This is a genomic window from Amycolatopsis sp. FU40 (assembly GCF_021903635.1).
Classification (GTDB): Bacteria; Actinomycetota; Actinomycetes; order Mycobacteriales; family Pseudonocardiaceae; genus Amycolatopsis; species Amycolatopsis dendrobii.
In genome coordinates this window covers 759,219-774,112 of the sequence record NZ_CP091381.1, presented here as the reverse complement: position 1 = coordinate 774,112, position 14,894 = coordinate 759,219, and the positions used below count along the sequence as shown (strand labels likewise).

At 70.5% G+C, this 14,894-nt stretch carries 14 protein-coding genes; 6 read left to right on the top strand and 8 right to left on the bottom strand.

Annotated features, from left to right (window positions below; genetic code table 11):
- Positions 1-38: 38 nt before the first annotated feature.
- From L3Q65_RS04870 to L3Q65_RS04845, 6 genes are all read right to left on the bottom strand, one after another.
- Positions 39-635, bottom strand: a complete 597-nt coding sequence (locus L3Q65_RS04870) for a GNAT family N-acetyltransferase (RefSeq protein ID WP_182896630.1) — start codon at positions 633-635, stop codon at positions 39-41.
- A 143-nt stretch (positions 636-778) separates the two neighbouring features.
- On the bottom strand, positions 779-1,732 hold the full coding sequence (locus L3Q65_RS04865; protein ID WP_237598881.1) for a hypothetical protein: 954 nt from the start codon (positions 1,730-1,732) through the stop codon (positions 779-781).
- 102 nt (positions 1,733-1,834) lie between these two features.
- On the bottom strand, positions 1,835-2,212 hold the full coding sequence (locus L3Q65_RS04860) for a hypothetical protein (protein WP_182896600.1): 378 nt from the start codon (positions 2,210-2,212) through the stop codon (positions 1,835-1,837).
- Entirely contained in the window at positions 2,209-3,351 is a 1,143-nt protein-coding gene (locus L3Q65_RS04855; protein WP_182896601.1) for a cation:proton antiporter, read from the bottom strand. The genes L3Q65_RS04860 and L3Q65_RS04855 overlap by 4 nt, the downstream gene beginning before the upstream one ends.
- Positions 3,352-3,529: 178 nt before the next feature.
- Entirely contained in the window at positions 3,530-4,147 is a 618-nt protein-coding gene (locus L3Q65_RS04850; RefSeq protein WP_182896602.1) for a response regulator transcription factor, read from the bottom strand.
- The gene (locus tag L3Q65_RS04845) at positions 4,144-5,319 is read right to left on the bottom strand and encodes a sensor histidine kinase (protein ID WP_237598880.1); all 1,176 of its coding nucleotides are present in this window, start codon (positions 5,317-5,319) and stop codon (positions 4,144-4,146) included. The genes L3Q65_RS04850 and L3Q65_RS04845 overlap by 4 nt, the downstream gene beginning before the upstream one ends.
- A gap of 171 nt (positions 5,320-5,490) precedes the next feature.
- Between L3Q65_RS04845 and L3Q65_RS04840 the strand changes: the two genes are divergently transcribed.
- The 3 genes from L3Q65_RS04840 to L3Q65_RS04830 are packed head-to-tail and all read left to right on the top strand — an operon-like array spanning position 5,491 to position 7,624.
- Positions 5,491-6,507 carry an ABC transporter permease gene (locus tag L3Q65_RS04840; RefSeq protein ID WP_237598879.1) on the top strand — a complete coding sequence of 339 codons (1,017 nt, stop codon included), beginning with the start codon at positions 5,491-5,493 and terminating at the stop codon, positions 6,505-6,507.
- Positions 6,507-7,205 carry an ABC transporter ATP-binding protein gene (locus tag L3Q65_RS04835; RefSeq protein ID WP_182896605.1) on the top strand — a complete coding sequence of 233 codons (699 nt, stop codon included), beginning with the start codon at positions 6,507-6,509 and terminating at the stop codon, positions 7,203-7,205. Before L3Q65_RS04840 ends, L3Q65_RS04835 begins: the two co-directional genes overlap by 1 nt.
- Positions 7,202-7,624 carry a DUF2871 domain-containing protein gene (locus tag L3Q65_RS04830; RefSeq protein ID WP_237598878.1) on the top strand — a complete coding sequence of 141 codons (423 nt, stop codon included), beginning with the start codon at positions 7,202-7,204 and terminating at the stop codon, positions 7,622-7,624. Before L3Q65_RS04835 ends, L3Q65_RS04830 begins: the two co-directional genes overlap by 4 nt.
- 53 nt (positions 7,625-7,677) lie before the next feature.
- Here the strand turns inward: L3Q65_RS04830 and L3Q65_RS04825 are convergent, their stop codons facing one another.
- Entirely contained in the window at positions 7,678-9,072 is a 1,395-nt protein-coding gene (locus L3Q65_RS04825; protein WP_237598877.1) for an MFS transporter, read from the bottom strand.
- Between the two features lie 49 nt (positions 9,073-9,121).
- On the bottom strand, positions 9,122-9,820 hold the full coding sequence (locus L3Q65_RS04820; protein WP_237598876.1) for a hypothetical protein: 699 nt from the start codon (positions 9,818-9,820) through the stop codon (positions 9,122-9,124).
- A 422-nt stretch (positions 9,821-10,242) separates the two neighbouring features.
- Here L3Q65_RS04820 and L3Q65_RS04815 point away from each other — a divergent pair, with 422 nt between their 5' ends.
- From L3Q65_RS04815 to xdhC, 3 genes are read left to right on the top strand one after another with little or no spacing between them, the layout of a single operon-like run.
- Positions 10,243-11,667: a xanthine dehydrogenase small subunit gene (locus L3Q65_RS04815; RefSeq protein ID WP_237598875.1), complete on the top strand. Its 1,425-nt coding sequence runs from the start codon at positions 10,243-10,245 to the stop codon at positions 11,665-11,667.
- The gene (xdhB, locus tag L3Q65_RS04810) at positions 11,664-14,033 is read left to right on the top strand and encodes a xanthine dehydrogenase molybdopterin binding subunit (RefSeq protein WP_237598874.1); all 2,370 of its coding nucleotides are present in this window, start codon (positions 11,664-11,666) and stop codon (positions 14,031-14,033) included. The genes L3Q65_RS04815 and xdhB overlap by 4 nt, the downstream gene beginning before the upstream one ends.
- Complete coding sequence (gene xdhC, locus L3Q65_RS04805; RefSeq protein ID WP_182896611.1) at positions 14,030-14,854, top strand: xanthine dehydrogenase accessory protein XdhC; 825 nt, start codon at positions 14,030-14,032, stop codon at positions 14,852-14,854. The genes xdhB and xdhC overlap by 4 nt, the downstream gene beginning before the upstream one ends.
- The last annotated feature ends 40 nt before the right edge of the window (positions 14,855-14,894 follow it).

Below are 14,894 nucleotides of genomic sequence, written 5' to 3'. Positions count from 1 at the left end.
CGCAGCTCAGGCGGCCCGGGCGCTTGGAGAAATGGGAGCTAGCCGCCCGTGGAGTAGGCGATGCGGCGGTGCCGTCCGGGGCGCTGGACTCGCCAGTGCCGCCCGCGCGACGAGGACCGGCCTGCGCCGCGGGCCGCGAGTGCCAGGTGACGCTCCGCGAACTGCTCGGCGGTGATGCTCATGAGAACGGGGTACTTGACTTCCCCGCGCAGCAACTCGGCGTCGCGGAGCCGGCCCTCTTCCCGGAAGCCCAGCTCGCCGTGCAGCGACAGCGAAGCGAAGTTGCTCCCGTTGACGCTCACCTCGCACGCCCGGTACCGGCACCGCTCGAACATGAACGCCAGCAGCAGCGCGACGGCGTCGGCGGCGTAACCGCAGCGGCGGTGCTGCGGGCCGATCCCGACGCCGTAGCTGAACCGGCCGGAGAACGGGTCCGTTTCGACCCACACGGAGCCGACCAGCGTCCGGTTGTGCAGGGTCTCGATCGCGAAGTGGAAGCCGTCCGGGGAGGAGTGCCCCCGGTGCGTCGCCCAGTGCCGGTAACCGCCGACCTGCGGGTCGCGCGCCCGGACGGAGTCCCGGTCGAATCCGGCGAGGGTGCGCTGGTCGCCGGGGCGGACCTCGCGCAGCCGCACCTTCCGTCCGACCTCGTCGACCCGCCACGGGGCGACGGCGCCGGACCCGGCCCGCCGAGACACATTCGTGATCATCGCGACTGATGGTACCGGGCCGCGTCCTGGCGCGTTCCAGAGAATCCCCCGTTCGGTTCCCGGCCTGGTTACTCGCCGCAGTTTCCCTTGGTGGGCAACGGTTTGTCCGGGTCGAACTCGCCCGGCTGGGGGCTCATCGAGGGCGCGTCGTAGTTCGGGTCGCTGAACGCGGGCGCGAGGTCGTCCGACTTGCCGGTGCGGCACGCGACGCTGGTGTAGAACGAACCGCCGTCGCCGGCCCACAGCCCGCGGTCGCCCGGCGCCCAGCCCGAGCCGCTGCGCAGGATGTAGTCGGTGTCGACCCGGACGAACGGCTCCAGGTCGGCGGGCCCGTTGACGATGCGGCTGCCGGGATCGAAGGCGTAGGCCACCACGTAGGAGACGTGCACCAGCAGTTCGCCGGTTTCGCCTGGCCGCACGGTCATCTTCCCGGTCATCCTCGACTGCACGGGCAGCAGGCGGTACCCCTCGGCCAGGTAGATCACGTAATGCCTGATGTGGGCCGTGAGGTCGCCCCGCTGATCCGGCGCGAAGAGCCCGACATACCCCTCAGGGTGATGCCCTTCGAGGACGTTCTTGTCGAACTGCGCGACCTCGACCGCGTGCTTGACCTGCTCCTGCGCCGCCCCGACCTGCTTCGCGGAGAACGCGCCGACCTTCGCCGGGGCCGGGATCTTCAGCCCGGCGATGCCTTCGGGCCAGTTCTGCGCCGGGGTGTTGAGGAACGGCCGGGCCAGGTCGACGCGCCCGTAGCCGGGAAGGTCGGTCGGCGCGGGCGCGGTGGTGGTCGACGTGAGCACAGCCGGACCGCTTCCGGCGACCTCCTCCGGAGTCGTCCCCCGCTGCCACAGGTAGAACCCGGCCGCCGCCGCGACGATCACCACCGCGCCCCAGATGGCGGCCAGCCTGCGCCGCGCCCGCCGGCGGTCGCGGCGCAGGCCGGTCCAGGCTTCCTTCTCGGCGTGCCGCTGCCAATCCGGGTCCATCAGGTCCGGGTGGCTCTCGATGTTGTGCTCGTCCACTTGTTCCGCCTGTCTCGTCGATCTCGCATCGAAAGATCGACAACGACGAGCAGGCGTTACGAACGGCCGGGCTTCGCAATCAATTCGGAATCCAAGCGGCGTTCAAATCAATTTGCACGGAATGTCGGCATTTTCGTCGAGGTGATACGAAGCGCACACGCGGTGGTAACCGTCCGCGACGACCAGGTCGTCGGCCGTCTCGAACCCGGGATGGCCGTGCCCGCGGACGAGCAGGACCGGCGAGAGCGCCTTGCCGTCCTTGACCTTCTCGAGGTCCTTCGCGACGTGCGCGTTGTCCTCGGGCAGGAGCTTCAGCCTGCTGGCCCGCAGGATGTCCTTCGCCTTGCGGTGGGTCAGTTTCGCTTCCTTCAGCTGATCGACCAGACCGGTCGCGGTGTCCTCGGGCGCGACCAGGGTGAGGTAGTCGAATGCTGCCGGATAATCATGCTCGTCCGGTTCGTCTTTCCAATGTTCCTTCATGAGGCCTCCCTCGATTCGGCATCGCGGACAGCACGGGACGCTGCCCACGCGGTGACCCCGACGCTGATCAGCGCCGCGGCGAGAATCGCCCCGGCCTCGCCCGGAGCGAGCAATTTTTCGCTCGTGCCGATGGTGACCGCCGCGACCGGCACCCCTAGTTGCGCGCCTGCGAGCAAAGCCAGCGGAAACGGCTGTCCCAGCAGCCGCGTCGCACCGTGGACCACCACCGAACCCGCTGCGATCAACGCCGCGAGCACGAGCATCACCGGATGCTGGCCGAGCGCGCGCAAATCGAGCGAAGCGCCCAGCCACACGAAGAACACCGGCCCGAGGAAGCCGTCGGTCACCGCGAACAGCTGCCGGGCGAGGCGGCGGGGTTCCCCGACCGCGGCCAGCGCCAGACCCGCGACGAATCCCGCCAGCATCACCGACACCCCGACGAGCTGGGCCAGCCCGGCGAGTCCGAAGAGGACGATCAGCGCGATCCGGAGCTCGAGGCCGAAATGCCGGGACTTGCTGAGGTCGTGCGCCCGGTCCACCAGGCCCCGGGAATGCAGCCACCGCAGCACGACGAACCACACCGCCCCGGCCGCGACGACCGCCAGCGCCCCGAGCGCCGCGCGCCCGGCCCGCTCCGGCGCGGCCGCCAGCGGCAGCGCCACGATGCACGCCGTGTCCGCGATCGCGACCTGCACGGTCAAGGCCAGTGCGGGCGGTGTGGCGAGTTTCGTCTCGTTCAGCACCGGCATCACCAGCGCCGCGGAACTGGACGCGAGCAGGACCGCGTACAGCAGTCCGTGCCCGGTGCCGACGAGCGCCGCCACCCCGAATCCGGCGGGCGCCGACAGCACGCCCGCCAGCGCGGCCAGCACCGCCCCTCGCCCGGCCGCGACGCGCAACGCCGGGTCCCGCAACGGCACGTGGCTGCCGGCGACCAGCATCACCAGCGCGAACCCGGCGGAGGCCACGAAAGAGAGGATCGGATCGCCGGCGTCCACCCAGCCGAAGCCGGTCCGGCCGGCCGCCACGCCGAGCAGGATTTCCCCGACGACGATCGGGATCCGGGCGCGTTCCGGGGTGGCCAGCAGCGGTCCGGCCAGGCCCGCGAGAAGGACGACGGCCATCGCGAACAGGGTCATCGGCGCGCCTCCTCCCGCTGAGCATTGTCGCCCGGCCGGGCTGTCCGGACTACTCCCGTCACCTGGATGCGGTGCGGCTGCGGCGGCCTGGGAATCCGGCGCGCGATCGGTCAGCCAGGTCCGGCGCCGCGAACCGGCCGCGATCCGCCGCGGCGACCGAAACCCCGGACGCCCGCTGTCAGCGGCGGATCAGCCCCTGCGCCTTCCCCGCCGCCACCGCCGCTGTCCGGGAATCCACTCCGAGTTTCGTGTAAATGTGCACCAAATGCGATTTCACCGTCGCCTGGCTCAAAAACAGCCGTTTGCTGATCTCCAGATTCGACAACCCGTCCGCGACCAGTCCCAGCACCTCGATCTCCCGGGGCGACAACGCGGCCGCCGGGGTGCGCATGCGGTTCATCAGCCGGTGGGCGACCGCGGGGGCCAGCACGGTCTGTCCGGCGGCGGCATTGCGCACCGCGGCGGCGAGGTCTTCGGGCGGGGCGTCCTTCAGCAGGTACCCGGTCGCGCCTGCTTCGATCGCGGCCAGGATGTCGCCGTCGGTGTCGTACGTCGTGAGGACCAGGACTTTCGGGGCGTCGGCCGACGCGGTGATCGCCGCGGCGGCTTCGGAGCCGTGCATTCCGGAGCCGAATTGGAGGTCCATCAGCACCACGTCCACGTCCGCCGCCAGCCGCACGGCCTCTTCCGCGGAGGAGGCTTCCGCGACGACTTCCAGATCCGGTTCGGTTTCCAGGACGGCGCGCAATCCGGCGCGGACGACGGGGTGGTCGTCGGCCAGCAGGAGGCGGATCATCGCGGGTCCACGGGGAAGCTCACGGCCAGTGCGGTGCCGTTGCCGGGCGAGGATTCCACGGTCCACGAGCCGCCGAGGGAGCGGGCGCGGGCGCGCATCGCGGGCAGGCCGAAGCCGCTGCCGCCGCGTACTTCCTGCGGGTCGAAACCGATGCCGTCGTCCACGGCGTCCAGGGTGATGCTCGTGTCCATGTAACTCAAGGTCAGCTCCGCCCGGCCGGCCGCGGCGTGCCGGACGGTGTTGGCCAGTGCCGATTGGGCGATCCGCAGCAAGGCGACCTCATACGCGGTCGGCACGTCGAACGGGGTGCCGCTGAGGTGAAAGTGGACAGTCAGGCCAGAGCGCTGCTGCGTGGTCGCGCACAGGCGTTCCAAAGCCGCCGGCAGGGAAGCGCCTTCCAGTTCCACCGGGGCGAGGGCGTAGACGAGGCGGCGGGCTTCGGCGAGGTTGTCCTGGGCGGCTTGCCGAGCCTGCGTGACGTGCGGGACCGCCGCGTCCGGACGGTCCGGCAGTGCGCGCTCGGCGGCGCGGAGCAGCAGGTGAATGCTCGACAGGCCCTGTGCCAGGGTGTCGTGGATTTCCCGCGCGAGGCGTTCGCGTTCGGCTAGGACGCCCGCGGAGTGTTCCATCGCGGCGAGATCGTTGCGGGTCTCGCGCAACTCCTCGATGAGCTGCCGCCGCTGCTCGCTTTCGCGGTAGAGCACCTGGTAGCCGAGCACGGTGGCGATCGCGACCGCGGCCCCGAGCGCCGGGCCGATGATCACGCCGACGCTGAATCCGCCTTGGTGGCGCGTGAAACCGGCGATCGCCAGCACGGTGGTCAGCGCGACGACGGACGGACCCCAGCGCGTCGGCAGCAGGTGCATTTGCAGGAAGTACAGCGGGAATGCCAGCCACACCCCGTCCGGTGTGAGCCACAGCAGCACGAGCCACGCGACGCCCAGCACGGCCAGCCATCCGGCCGTCGCACCCGGCAACCGGCCGACGCGAGGCAGCAGCGGGCCCGCGGTGTAGACGCCGCCCATCACCAGCGCGCCCGCCAGCACCGCGGGCGCGTGCGGCAGGCCGTCGGCGAACGCGCGCGCGACGGCGAGCACCAGCAGCCCGGCGAGCAGGAGGTGCAGGCAGACGCGCAGGACGCGCAACGGCCGGTCGAGGGTGTGCGGATTCACGAAAGCGGCTACCTCCCCCGCCGATTGTCCGTGTCCCGGGCGGATTTCGCATCAATCGAAAGGTTGAGCGGCGAGTGCACCCATCGATTCCCGGGATGCCATCCGCGGCGCGATGTTCCCGCGCCCCGTCCGGACGAGGCTGGGAAGCACATCGAGAAGGAAGGGACGCACATGTTCGTCGCGTGGCGGGATCTGCGCTTCGCCAAGGGGCGGTTCGCGTTGATGGGGACCGTCGTCGTGCTGATGACGTTGCTGGTCGGGCTGTTGTCCGGGCTTACCGCGGGGCTGGCCGCGCAGAGCACGTCCGCGATCACCGGATTGAAGGCCGACCACCTGGTCTTCGCCGAACCCGGCAGCGGATCGCTCTCGTTCGGACAGTCCACAGTGACCCGTGAGCAGGCCGGGCAGTACGCCCGGGTTCCGGGCGTGACCAGCGCGGAACCGATCGCGATCAGCACGGCCAGCGCCGCGGCCGGCGAGCGCACCGCGACGCTGGCGTCGTTCGGGGTCCGAAATCAGCGTCCGGGCACGGTCGTGTTGTCCACGGACGCGGCCGACGCGCTGCAGGCCCGCGAAGGCGATCAGCTCGCCTTGCAAGGCCAGAAAGTCACCGTGTCCGCGATCTCCGGAGACGCGTCGTACAGCCATCTCCCGGTGGTGTGGACGCACCTCGACGGTCCAAACGCGACAGTGCTCGCGGTGACCACCGACTCATCCGCCGATATCGCCGCCGCGGACGCCCGCCTCGGCACCCGGACCGTCACGAAGGACGACGCGTTGTCCGCGATCGGTTCCTACTCGGCGGAAAACGGTTCGCTCCAGCTCATGCGCGCGTTCCTGTTCGTGATCTCCGCGCTGGTGATCGGCGCGTTCTTCACCGTGTGGACGATCCAGCGCAGCCGCGACATCGCGGTGCTGAAAGCGCTCGGCGCGACCACCAGGTACCTGCTGCGCGACGCTCTCGGCCAGGTCGTCGTGCTGCTGGTCGGCGGGACCGCGCTCGGGACCGGGCTCGCCGCCGCGCTCGGAGCGGTCGCGTCGGGAACGGTGCCGTTCGTGCTCAGCGCGGGCACCTTGCTCGGCCCGGCCGCGGTGCTGGTGCTCCTCGGGGTGCTCGGCGCCGCGCTCGCGGTCCGCCGCATCACTTCCGTCGACCCGCTGACCGCCCTCACCTCCGGAGCGCACTGATGAGCCTGCACCTGTCCGGCATCACCCTCACCTACCCCGACGGCGATTCCCGCCTCACCGCCCTCGACCAGGTCGACCTCCACGTGCCCGCCGGGAGCGTCGCCGCGGTGGTCGGGCCGTCCGGGTCCGGCAAATCGAGCCTGCTGGCCGTCGCCGCGACGCTCATCCGGCCCGATCGCGGACGCGTAGTCGTCGGCGGCGCCGACACCACCGGCCTTGACCGGGCCGCGCTGGCGGAACTGCGCCGCACCACGATCGGGATCGTGTTCCAGCAACCGAATCTGCTCGCGTCGCTCACCGCGGCGGAACAGCTGGAAGTCATGGCGCACCTGAGCGGGACGCCGCGCCGCGAGGCGGCGAAACGAGCGAGGGAGCTGCTCGACGCGGTCGGACTGGCCGATCGCGCGACGCACCGGCCGGGGCGGCTTTCCGGCGGCCAGCAACAGCGGGTCAACATCGCGCGCGCCTTGATGAACGAGCCCGCCGTGCTGCTGGTCGACGAGCCGACGAGCGCCCTTGACCAGGACCGCGGCGCGGCGGTGGTCGATCTGCTCACTACGATCACGCACCAGCAGGCGACGGCAACCGTACTGGTCACCCACGACCGCTCCCACCTCGAAGGGGTCGACTCGGTGCACGAGGTCGTCGACGGACGGATCCACCAGCCGGCCCGGGCCGGAGCCGAGGAGAACCGATGACGAAGAAGATCTACTGGGCCGCCGCGATCTACACGATCCTCGGCCTGCTCGGCGGGTTGTACTACCGCGAGCTGACCAAGGCGAAGGACTTCACCGGCGACACCCAGCTGTCCATCGTGCACACCCACCTGCTCGCGCTCGGGACGCTGGTGTTCCTGATCGTCCTGGTGCTGGACAAGGTGTTCACGCTGTCGGCGACCAGGTCGTTCGCGCCGTTCTTCTGGATCTACCACGCCGGGATGCTCGTCACGGTCGGCGGGATGGTCGTGCACGGCACGCTCACCGTGCTGGGCAAGGAATCCGGCGCGGCGATCGCCGGGATCGCCGGGCTGGGGCACATCCTGCTGACGGTCGCGTTCGTGCTGCTGTTCGTCGGCCTCCACGCCCGCATCTGGAAGCCCGCCGAGACAAAGGCGTGACGTGCAGGACTCCTTGAGGGAACCAGATTCCCTCAAGGAGTCCTTCACGTCGCTTACCGGCGGCGGAAGGTCAGAGCCGCGAAGCCGGCACCTGCCAGGGCGAGCACTGCCGAGCCGGCGAACGCGACCGAGTAGCCGCTCGTCAACGCCGCCGGGTCGCCGAGCGCGCTCGCGCCCGAAGCGGCCGCCAGTGCGGTCATCACGGCCAGCCCCAGCGCCGAACCCACCTGGTAACCGGTGTTCACGATCCCCGACGCGAGACCGCCTTCTTCCGGCCGGGCCGCGGAAATCGCCGTGCTGAGCGACGGGATGAAGGCCAGCGACATCCCCAGCGCCGCGACGAGCGACGCGGGCAGGACGTCGACCCAGAAGCTTCCGTCAGCACGCACCAGCGCGAGCCAGCCCAGCCCGATCGCCAGCAGCAGCAACCCGGCGACGATCGGTAATTTCGCCCCGAACCGGCCGATCACCCGCGGGGCCAAGGCGATCATCCCCAGCACGATCAGCGCGGTCATCGGCAGCAGCGCCGCACCGGCCGGGAAGGCGCGGAAGCCGAGCACCTGCTGCAGGTAGAGGTTCAGGAAGAACCACATCGGAATCCACGCCGCGCCCAGGAACACCTGCGCCAGGTTCGCCGCGCCGAGCCGCGGGGCGCGGAAGATCGACAGCCGCATCAGCGGAGTGCGGGCTTTCGCCTGCCGGGCAACGAAAACCGCGAGCAGTACGAGGCCGGCGCCCACAGCGATCGAGGTGGCTGCCCAGCCCGCTTCCGGAGCGCGGACGATGCCGTACACCAGGGTCCCCAAGCCGAGCGTGACGGTCAGCGCGCCGAAAACGTCGACCGTGCCGCGGGTTCCGGTCGCTCCCCCGGGCAGAACGGCGCGAGCGGCGAACAGCGCGAGCACCGCGATGGGCACGTTGAGGTAGAACACCCACGGCCACGACAGGTACTCGGTGATCACTCCGCCGAGGAACACTCCCGCGGTACCGCCGGCCGGAGCCGCCGCGCCGTACAGGGCAAGGGCTTTCGTGAGCTCCTTCGGGTTGCTGCCGAAGAGCATCATCAGCAGTGTCAGCGCGGACGGGGCGATGAGCGCGGCTCCCGCGCCCTGCACGATCCGGCCGGCGAGTTCGACCGGCACGTTCCCGGCGGCTCCGGCGAGCACCGAACCGGCCAGGAGGATTGCCCAGCCGGCGGCGAAAAGCCTTCTGGCGCCGAACAAATCCGACAGTCGTCCGCCGAGCAGCAACAGGCCGCCGAAGGCGATCACGTAAGCGTTGAAGACCCAGGACAGCGTGCTGGGCGTGAAGCCGAGAGCGTCGCGCATGCGCGGCAGGGCGACGCCGATGATCGAGGTATCCATGATCACCATGAACTGGGCCAGGGCGATCAGTCCGAGCGCCCGCCAGCGGAGGGTGTTCGGCCGGGTTTCTTGGGCAGTGGTCATCGTCTTTCGCTTTCTCTTCAAGGGGATCGGCAGCACGGCATAAAGCTGCTCAGGCGGCGTCGAGGACGAAGGCGGCGGTGCGCACGACGCCCGCGGCCTGGAAGTCGAGGTACAGCAGGTACCGGCCGGTCGTCGGGGCCTCGGCGTGGAAGCGGATCTCCGGTCCGGGCTTCCCGTCGTCGAGCGCGTGGATATGCAGGTAGGCGAGGTCGCCTTGGCGCAGTGCGACCAGGTGCCCGAACGAACCCAGGTACGGCTCCAGGTCGGTGACCGGCTGTCCGTCGCGGGTTACACGGGCGGTCAGCAGCGTTCCGGCACCGGCCGCGAGCGTGCCTTCGAGGGTCACTTGGTAGCCGTCGACGACGCTCGCAGCGATCGGTTCCGCGACCTGCGGCTGGTAGTCGCCAGCGACCTCGACCGTGCGCGACAGCGTGACGCTCTCGCCGCCCGCCGGGGTCAAGTCGGCGAAGACGCGGTAGGTGCCTGCCGCGGCCCAAGTCCACGGGATCGTCCAGACGCCGGTTTCCGGGTCGAGCACCGGGTGGCGGTGCCGGAAGTGCGCCCCGTCGGCGCGAACCACGATCAGGTGCAACTGCTTGCCGTGCGCCTCCTCGTATTTGGTTACCGGTTGCCCGCCGGCAGTGGCGACGGTGAACGAAAGCTCGCCGTCCTCGCCCGCCGTCGCCGGGGCGTGCACCACGCCGAGCTGGACCTCGCCGGTCGAAAGTGCGGTGCCGTTGACGTTCATCGGACTCTCCTTCGCTCGTTCTCGACGGCACGAACTCTATACCCCATGGGGGTATAGAGGAGTGTGTCCTGGGTCTCCTTCCGGGCGACCCCGGCCCTTGTCTCGGCCTGAGACCGGCGTTACGCTTCGTCGACGGCGGTGCGCCCGCACCGCCCGTTCCGTTCGCTCTCGAGGAGGTGCGCGATGCTGCTGACTTCCGGACAGCTCGCCGACCTCCGTCAGCGCACGCGCCAGTCCGCCTGGAACAAGGGGCGCGTCGCGCACGGCTGGCCAACGCGGCACTGAGCGGTTCCCCCGCTCGGTCGCGCTTCGCGCACGGGCTCGAGTCCCGTCGCCGCTACTCCCCCACGGTCCCCTGACCCGCGCCGGCCCGGCGCGTCGGCGGCCGTGGCCCCAGCCGAGAAAAGACGAGAGGAACTCCGATGGTCGACCCCGAGGTGACCGTCAACGGGAAACGCACCGCGATCGGCGCCGTTCCCGTGCACACCACGGCACTGGACTGGCTTCGCGGACAGGGCCTGACCAGCTGCAAGGAGGGCTGCGCCGAAGGCGAATGCGGCGCGTGCGCGATCCTGGTCGCGCGGCCCGGCGTCGAATCCCCGACGGACCTGGTCGCGATCAACGCGTGCCTCGCCCCGGTCGGCTCGCTGGACGGGCAGGAGGTGTGGACGGCCGAGGGTCTCGGGTCCACAGCGGACTTGCACCCGGTGCAGCACGAAATGGCCGTGCGCGGCGGATCCCAGTGCGGCTACTGCACTCCAGGATTCGTCTGCAGCATGGCCGCCGAGTACTACCGCAGCGACCGCGACGCGACCGGCGACGACCACGCGCCGAACGGCTTCGACATCCACGCGCTGAGCGGAAACCTCTGCCGCTGCACCGGATACCGGCCGATCCGCGACGCCGCGCACGCGCTCGGCGCTCCCCCGGCCGAGGATCCGCTGGCACAGCGGCGAACCTGCCGCGCACCGGAACCCGTTGCGACGCGACTGCATGACGGCGGGCGGGACTATCTCCGGCCGTCCGACTGGGCCGAAGCGCTGCAATTGCGCCACGACCGTCCTAACGCGACTTTCGTGGCCGGGTCGACGGACTGGGGCGTCGAGGTGAACATCCGCGGCGTCCGGGCGGACTGCGTCGTCGCCATCGACCGCGTGCCGGAACTGCAGGTGCTGGACATCGGCGCGGACACGATCGAAATCGGGGCCGGGCTGAGCCTCACCGAAATGGACCGCCGCCTCGACGGCCGGGTGCCGCTGCTGAGCCAGCTGATCCCGCAGTTCGCGTCGCGGCTGATCCGGAACGCCGCGACGCTCGGCGGGAACCTCGGCACCGGTTCGCCGATCGGCGACTCCGCACCGGTGCTGCTCGCACTCGGCGCAAGTGTCGTTTTGTCCTCTGTAGACGGAGAGCGCGAGGTGCCGCTCGACGAGTACTTCACCGGATACCGGCAAAGCGTCCGCCGCGACGACGAACTGATCCGGTCGGTGCGCATTCCTCTGCCGCTGGCCGGAACCACCGCGTTCCACAAGGTCGCCAAACGACGGTTCGACGATATCTCCAGCGTCGCGGTCGCGTTCGCGCTCGACATCGAAGACGGTCTCGTGCGCACCGCGCGGATCGGCCTCGGCGGCGTCGCCGCGACACCGATTCGCGCCAAAGACACCGAAGCGGCGCTCGTCGGGCAGTCCTGGAACGAGGAAACCGTCCGCGCCGCGGCGGAAATCCTGCGCGGCGAGGGCACGCCGATGGACGATCACCGCGCGAGCGCCGCTTACCGCGCCGCGACCTTGGGCCGCAGCCTGCTGAAACTGCACGCCGACTCTCTTGAGGGAGCACGAGCATGAGCGCACTTTCGGAACGCCCGGAAAGCCCGTCCATCGGGATCGCCCGCCCGCACGAGGCCGCGGCCGCGCACGTCCGGGGCACCGCGCTGTACACCGACGACCTCGTCGCCCGCACGAAAGACGTCCTGCACGCATACCCTGTACAGGTAACCGAGGCGCACGCGAAGGTGCTCGCGATCCGCACCGAGGCAGCGGAAGCCGTACCCGGCGTGGTCCGGGTCCTCACCGCGGCCGACGTGCCCGGCGTCAACGATTCCGGCGTGCACCACGACGAACCGCTGTTCCCGTCCGAGGTCATGTTCTTCGGCCACGCGGTCGCCTGGGTGCTCGGCGAGACGCTGGAAGCGGCCCGGCTGGGCGCGGCGGCCGTCGAGGTGGACACCGAAGCGCTGCCGTCGCTGGTGACCGTCGGCGAAGCGATCGCCGCGGGCAGTTTCCAGGGCGAGCCGCGAGTGGTGGCGCGCGGCGACGTCGATCCGGCGATGGCCAGCTCAGCGCACGTTTTCCGCGGTGAGTTCGACTTCGCCGGCCAGGAGCACTTCTACCTGGAAACCCAGTGCGCGCTGGCGCACGTCGACGAGTCCGACCAGGTCTTCGTGCAGAGCAGCACGCAGCATCCGTCGGAAACGCAGGACATCGTGGCGCACGTGCTGGGCAAGCACAGCCACGAGGTCACCGTGCAGAGCCTGCGGATGGGCGGCGGGTTCGGCGGCAAGGAATGGCAGCCCCACGGGTACGCCGCCGTCGCCGCGCTCGGCGCCACGCTCACCGGACGTCCGGTGCGGCTGCGGCTCACCCGCACCCAGGACATGACGATGACCGGCAAACGGCACGGTTTCCACGCCGAATGGAGCGTCGGTTTCGACGCCGACGGCACACTGCGGGCGCTGGACGTCGTGCTGACCGCGGACGGCGGCTGGAGCCTCGACCTGTCCGAGCCGGTGCTCGCCCGCGCGTTGTGCCACGTCGACAACGCGTACTGGATCCCGCACGTCCGCGCGCTGGGGCGGATCGCGAAGACGAACAAGACGTCGCAAACCGCGTTCCGCGGATTCGGCGGGCCGCAGGGCATGCTGGTGATCGAGGACATCCTCGGCCGCTGCGCACCGCTGCTCGGCATCGACCCGACCGAGCTGCGGAGGCGCAACTTCTACTCCGAGGGCCAGGAAACGCCGTACGGCATGCCGGTGCGGCACCCGGAACGCATCCACCGGATCTGGCAGCAGCTCCTGGACTCGGGCGACGCCGAGCAGCGGCAGGCCGAGATCGCGGCGTACAACGCGAAGCACGCGCATTCCAAGCGCGGGCTCGCGATCACGCCGGTGAAGTTCGGGATTTCGTTCAACCTCACCGCGTTCAACCAGGCCGGCGCGCTGGTGCACGTCTACAAGGACGGCTCGGTGCTGATCAACCACGGCGGCACCGAAATGGGCCAGGGCCTGCACACGAAGATGCTGCAGGTGGCCGCGACCGCGCTGGGCGTGCCGCCGGAGAAGGTCCGGCTGGCCCCGACCCGGACGGACAAGGTGCCGAACACGTCGGCCACCGCGGCGAGTTCGGGCGCGGACCTCAACGGCGGCGCGGTCAAGAACGCCTGCGAGCAGATCCGCGACCGGCTGCTCGCCGTCGCGGCGGGCAAGCTCGGCGTGCCCGAGAGCGACGTCCGGATCGTCCGGGGGGTCGCGCGCACCCCGTCCGGCGAGGAGATCGGCTGGGACGAACTGGTGCACGCGGCCTACTTCGACCGGGTGCACCTGTCGGCCGCCGGGTACTACCGGACCGAGGGCCTGAGCTGGGATTCCGCGACGATGAGCGGCACCCCGTTCAAGTATTTCGCCTACGGCGCGGCGCTGGCCGAGGTCGAGATCGACGACTTCACCGGCGCGTACCGGACGCGGCGGGTCGACATCGTGCACGACGTCGGAGACAGCCTGTCCCCGCTGATCGACATCGGCCAGATCGAGGGCGGGTTCGTGCAGGGCATGGGCTGGCTGACGCTGGAAGACCTGCGCTGGGACGAGTCCGGCCGGCCCTCGCGCGGACGGCTCGCGACCCAGGCGGCGAGCACGTACAAGCTGCCGAGCCTGTCGGAGATGCCGGAGGTCTTCAACGTCACGCTGCTGACCGATGCCGCCGAAGAAGGCGCGGTCTACGGCTCGAAGGCGGTCGGCGAACCGCCGTTGATGCTGGCTTTCGCGGTGCGCGAAGCGTTGCGGCAGGCGGTCGCCGCGTTCGGCGAGCCCGGGCACAGCGTCGACCTCGCTTCGCCGGCGACGCCGGAGGCCGTGTTCTGGGCGATCGACCGAGCGGTCACCGCAGCTCCGGCGGTCGAGGCGCAGGTACCTGATCTGGTGGGCCAGCCGTGAACTGGCTCAGCGCGGTCCAGCACCTGCGGGACGCGGGGCTGCCGGGCGTGCTCGTCACGGTGACGTCCTCGCGCGGGCACACCCCGCGCGAGGGCGGCGCGAAAATGGTGGTCGGCTCGGCGGAATGCCACGGCACGATCGGCGGCGGCAACGCCGAGGCAGTCGCGATCGAGCGGGCCCGGGAGTTGTTGCGGGACAACGCGACCGCGCCGGTGCTGCAAACGCTTTCGTTGTCCGACAAGGCTCCTTACCAGCACGGCGTGCAATGCTGCGGAGGGACGATGACGCTGTTGTTCGAGCCGCTTCCGGTGCGTCCGGCGGTGGCGGTCTTCGGGGTCGGGCACGTCGGCCTCGAGCTGGCGCGGGTGCTCGCCCGGCACGAGGTTTCGCTGCACCTGATCGACAGCAGGCCGGCGCAGCTGACCGCGGAACGGCTGGCCGTGCTCGACGACGCCGTGGCCAGCGTGCACGTCCACCAGGTTCCGTTGCTTCCGGAGACGGTGCTGTCGGAGCTGCCCGCGGGCACGCACGTGCTGATCATGACGCACGACCACGCCGAGGACATCGCGCTGTGCGACGCGGCGCTGCGCAGCGGCGCCTGCGGGTCGATCGGGCTGATCGGGTCCGCCGGGAAATGGTCGCGGTTCCGGAAACGGCTGACCGGCCTCGGGCACGACGAGGCGGCACTGTCCCGGATCACGACCCCGATCGGGCTGCCGGACCTCGCCGGGAAGGAACCGGCGGTGATCGCGGTGAGCGTCGCGGCCGCGTTGCTGCAGAAATTCCAGGCGCGCGTCCAGCCGGGAGCCCTTCAGGCGTAAATCGCTTGCCTGCCCCCGGGAGCGCGGCTGGGATACTGGG

Coding starts and splice junctions, on each gene's coding strand:
- L3Q65_RS04860 (WP_182896600.1), bottom strand. CDS start 2,212: ATGAAGGAACATTGGAAAGACGAACCGGACGAGCATGATTATCCGGCA.
- L3Q65_RS04855 (WP_182896601.1), bottom strand. CDS start 3,351: ATGACCCTGTTCGCGATGGCCGTCGTCCTTCTCGCGGGCCTGGCCGGA.
- L3Q65_RS04850 (WP_182896602.1), bottom strand. CDS start 4,147: ATGATCCGCCTCCTGCTGGCCGACGACCACCCCGTCGTCCGCGCCGGA.
- L3Q65_RS04840 (WP_237598879.1), top strand. CDS start 5,491: ATGTTCGTCGCGTGGCGGGATCTGCGCTTCGCCAAGGGGCGGTTCGCG.
- L3Q65_RS04835 (WP_182896605.1), top strand. CDS start 6,507: ATGAGCCTGCACCTGTCCGGCATCACCCTCACCTACCCCGACGGCGAT.
- L3Q65_RS04830 (WP_237598878.1), top strand. CDS start 7,202: ATGACGAAGAAGATCTACTGGGCCGCCGCGATCTACACGATCCTCGGC.
- L3Q65_RS04825 (WP_237598877.1), bottom strand. CDS start 9,072: ATGACCACTGCCCAAGAAACCCGGCCGAACACCCTCCGCTGGCGGGCG.
- L3Q65_RS04820 (WP_237598876.1), bottom strand. CDS start 9,820: ATGAACGTCAACGGCACCGCACTTTCGACCGGCGAGGTCCAGCTCGGC.
- L3Q65_RS04815 (WP_237598875.1), top strand. CDS start 10,243: ATGGTCGACCCCGAGGTGACCGTCAACGGGAAACGCACCGCGATCGGC.
- xdhB (WP_237598874.1), top strand. CDS start 11,664: ATGAGCGCACTTTCGGAACGCCCGGAAAGCCCGTCCATCGGGATCGCC.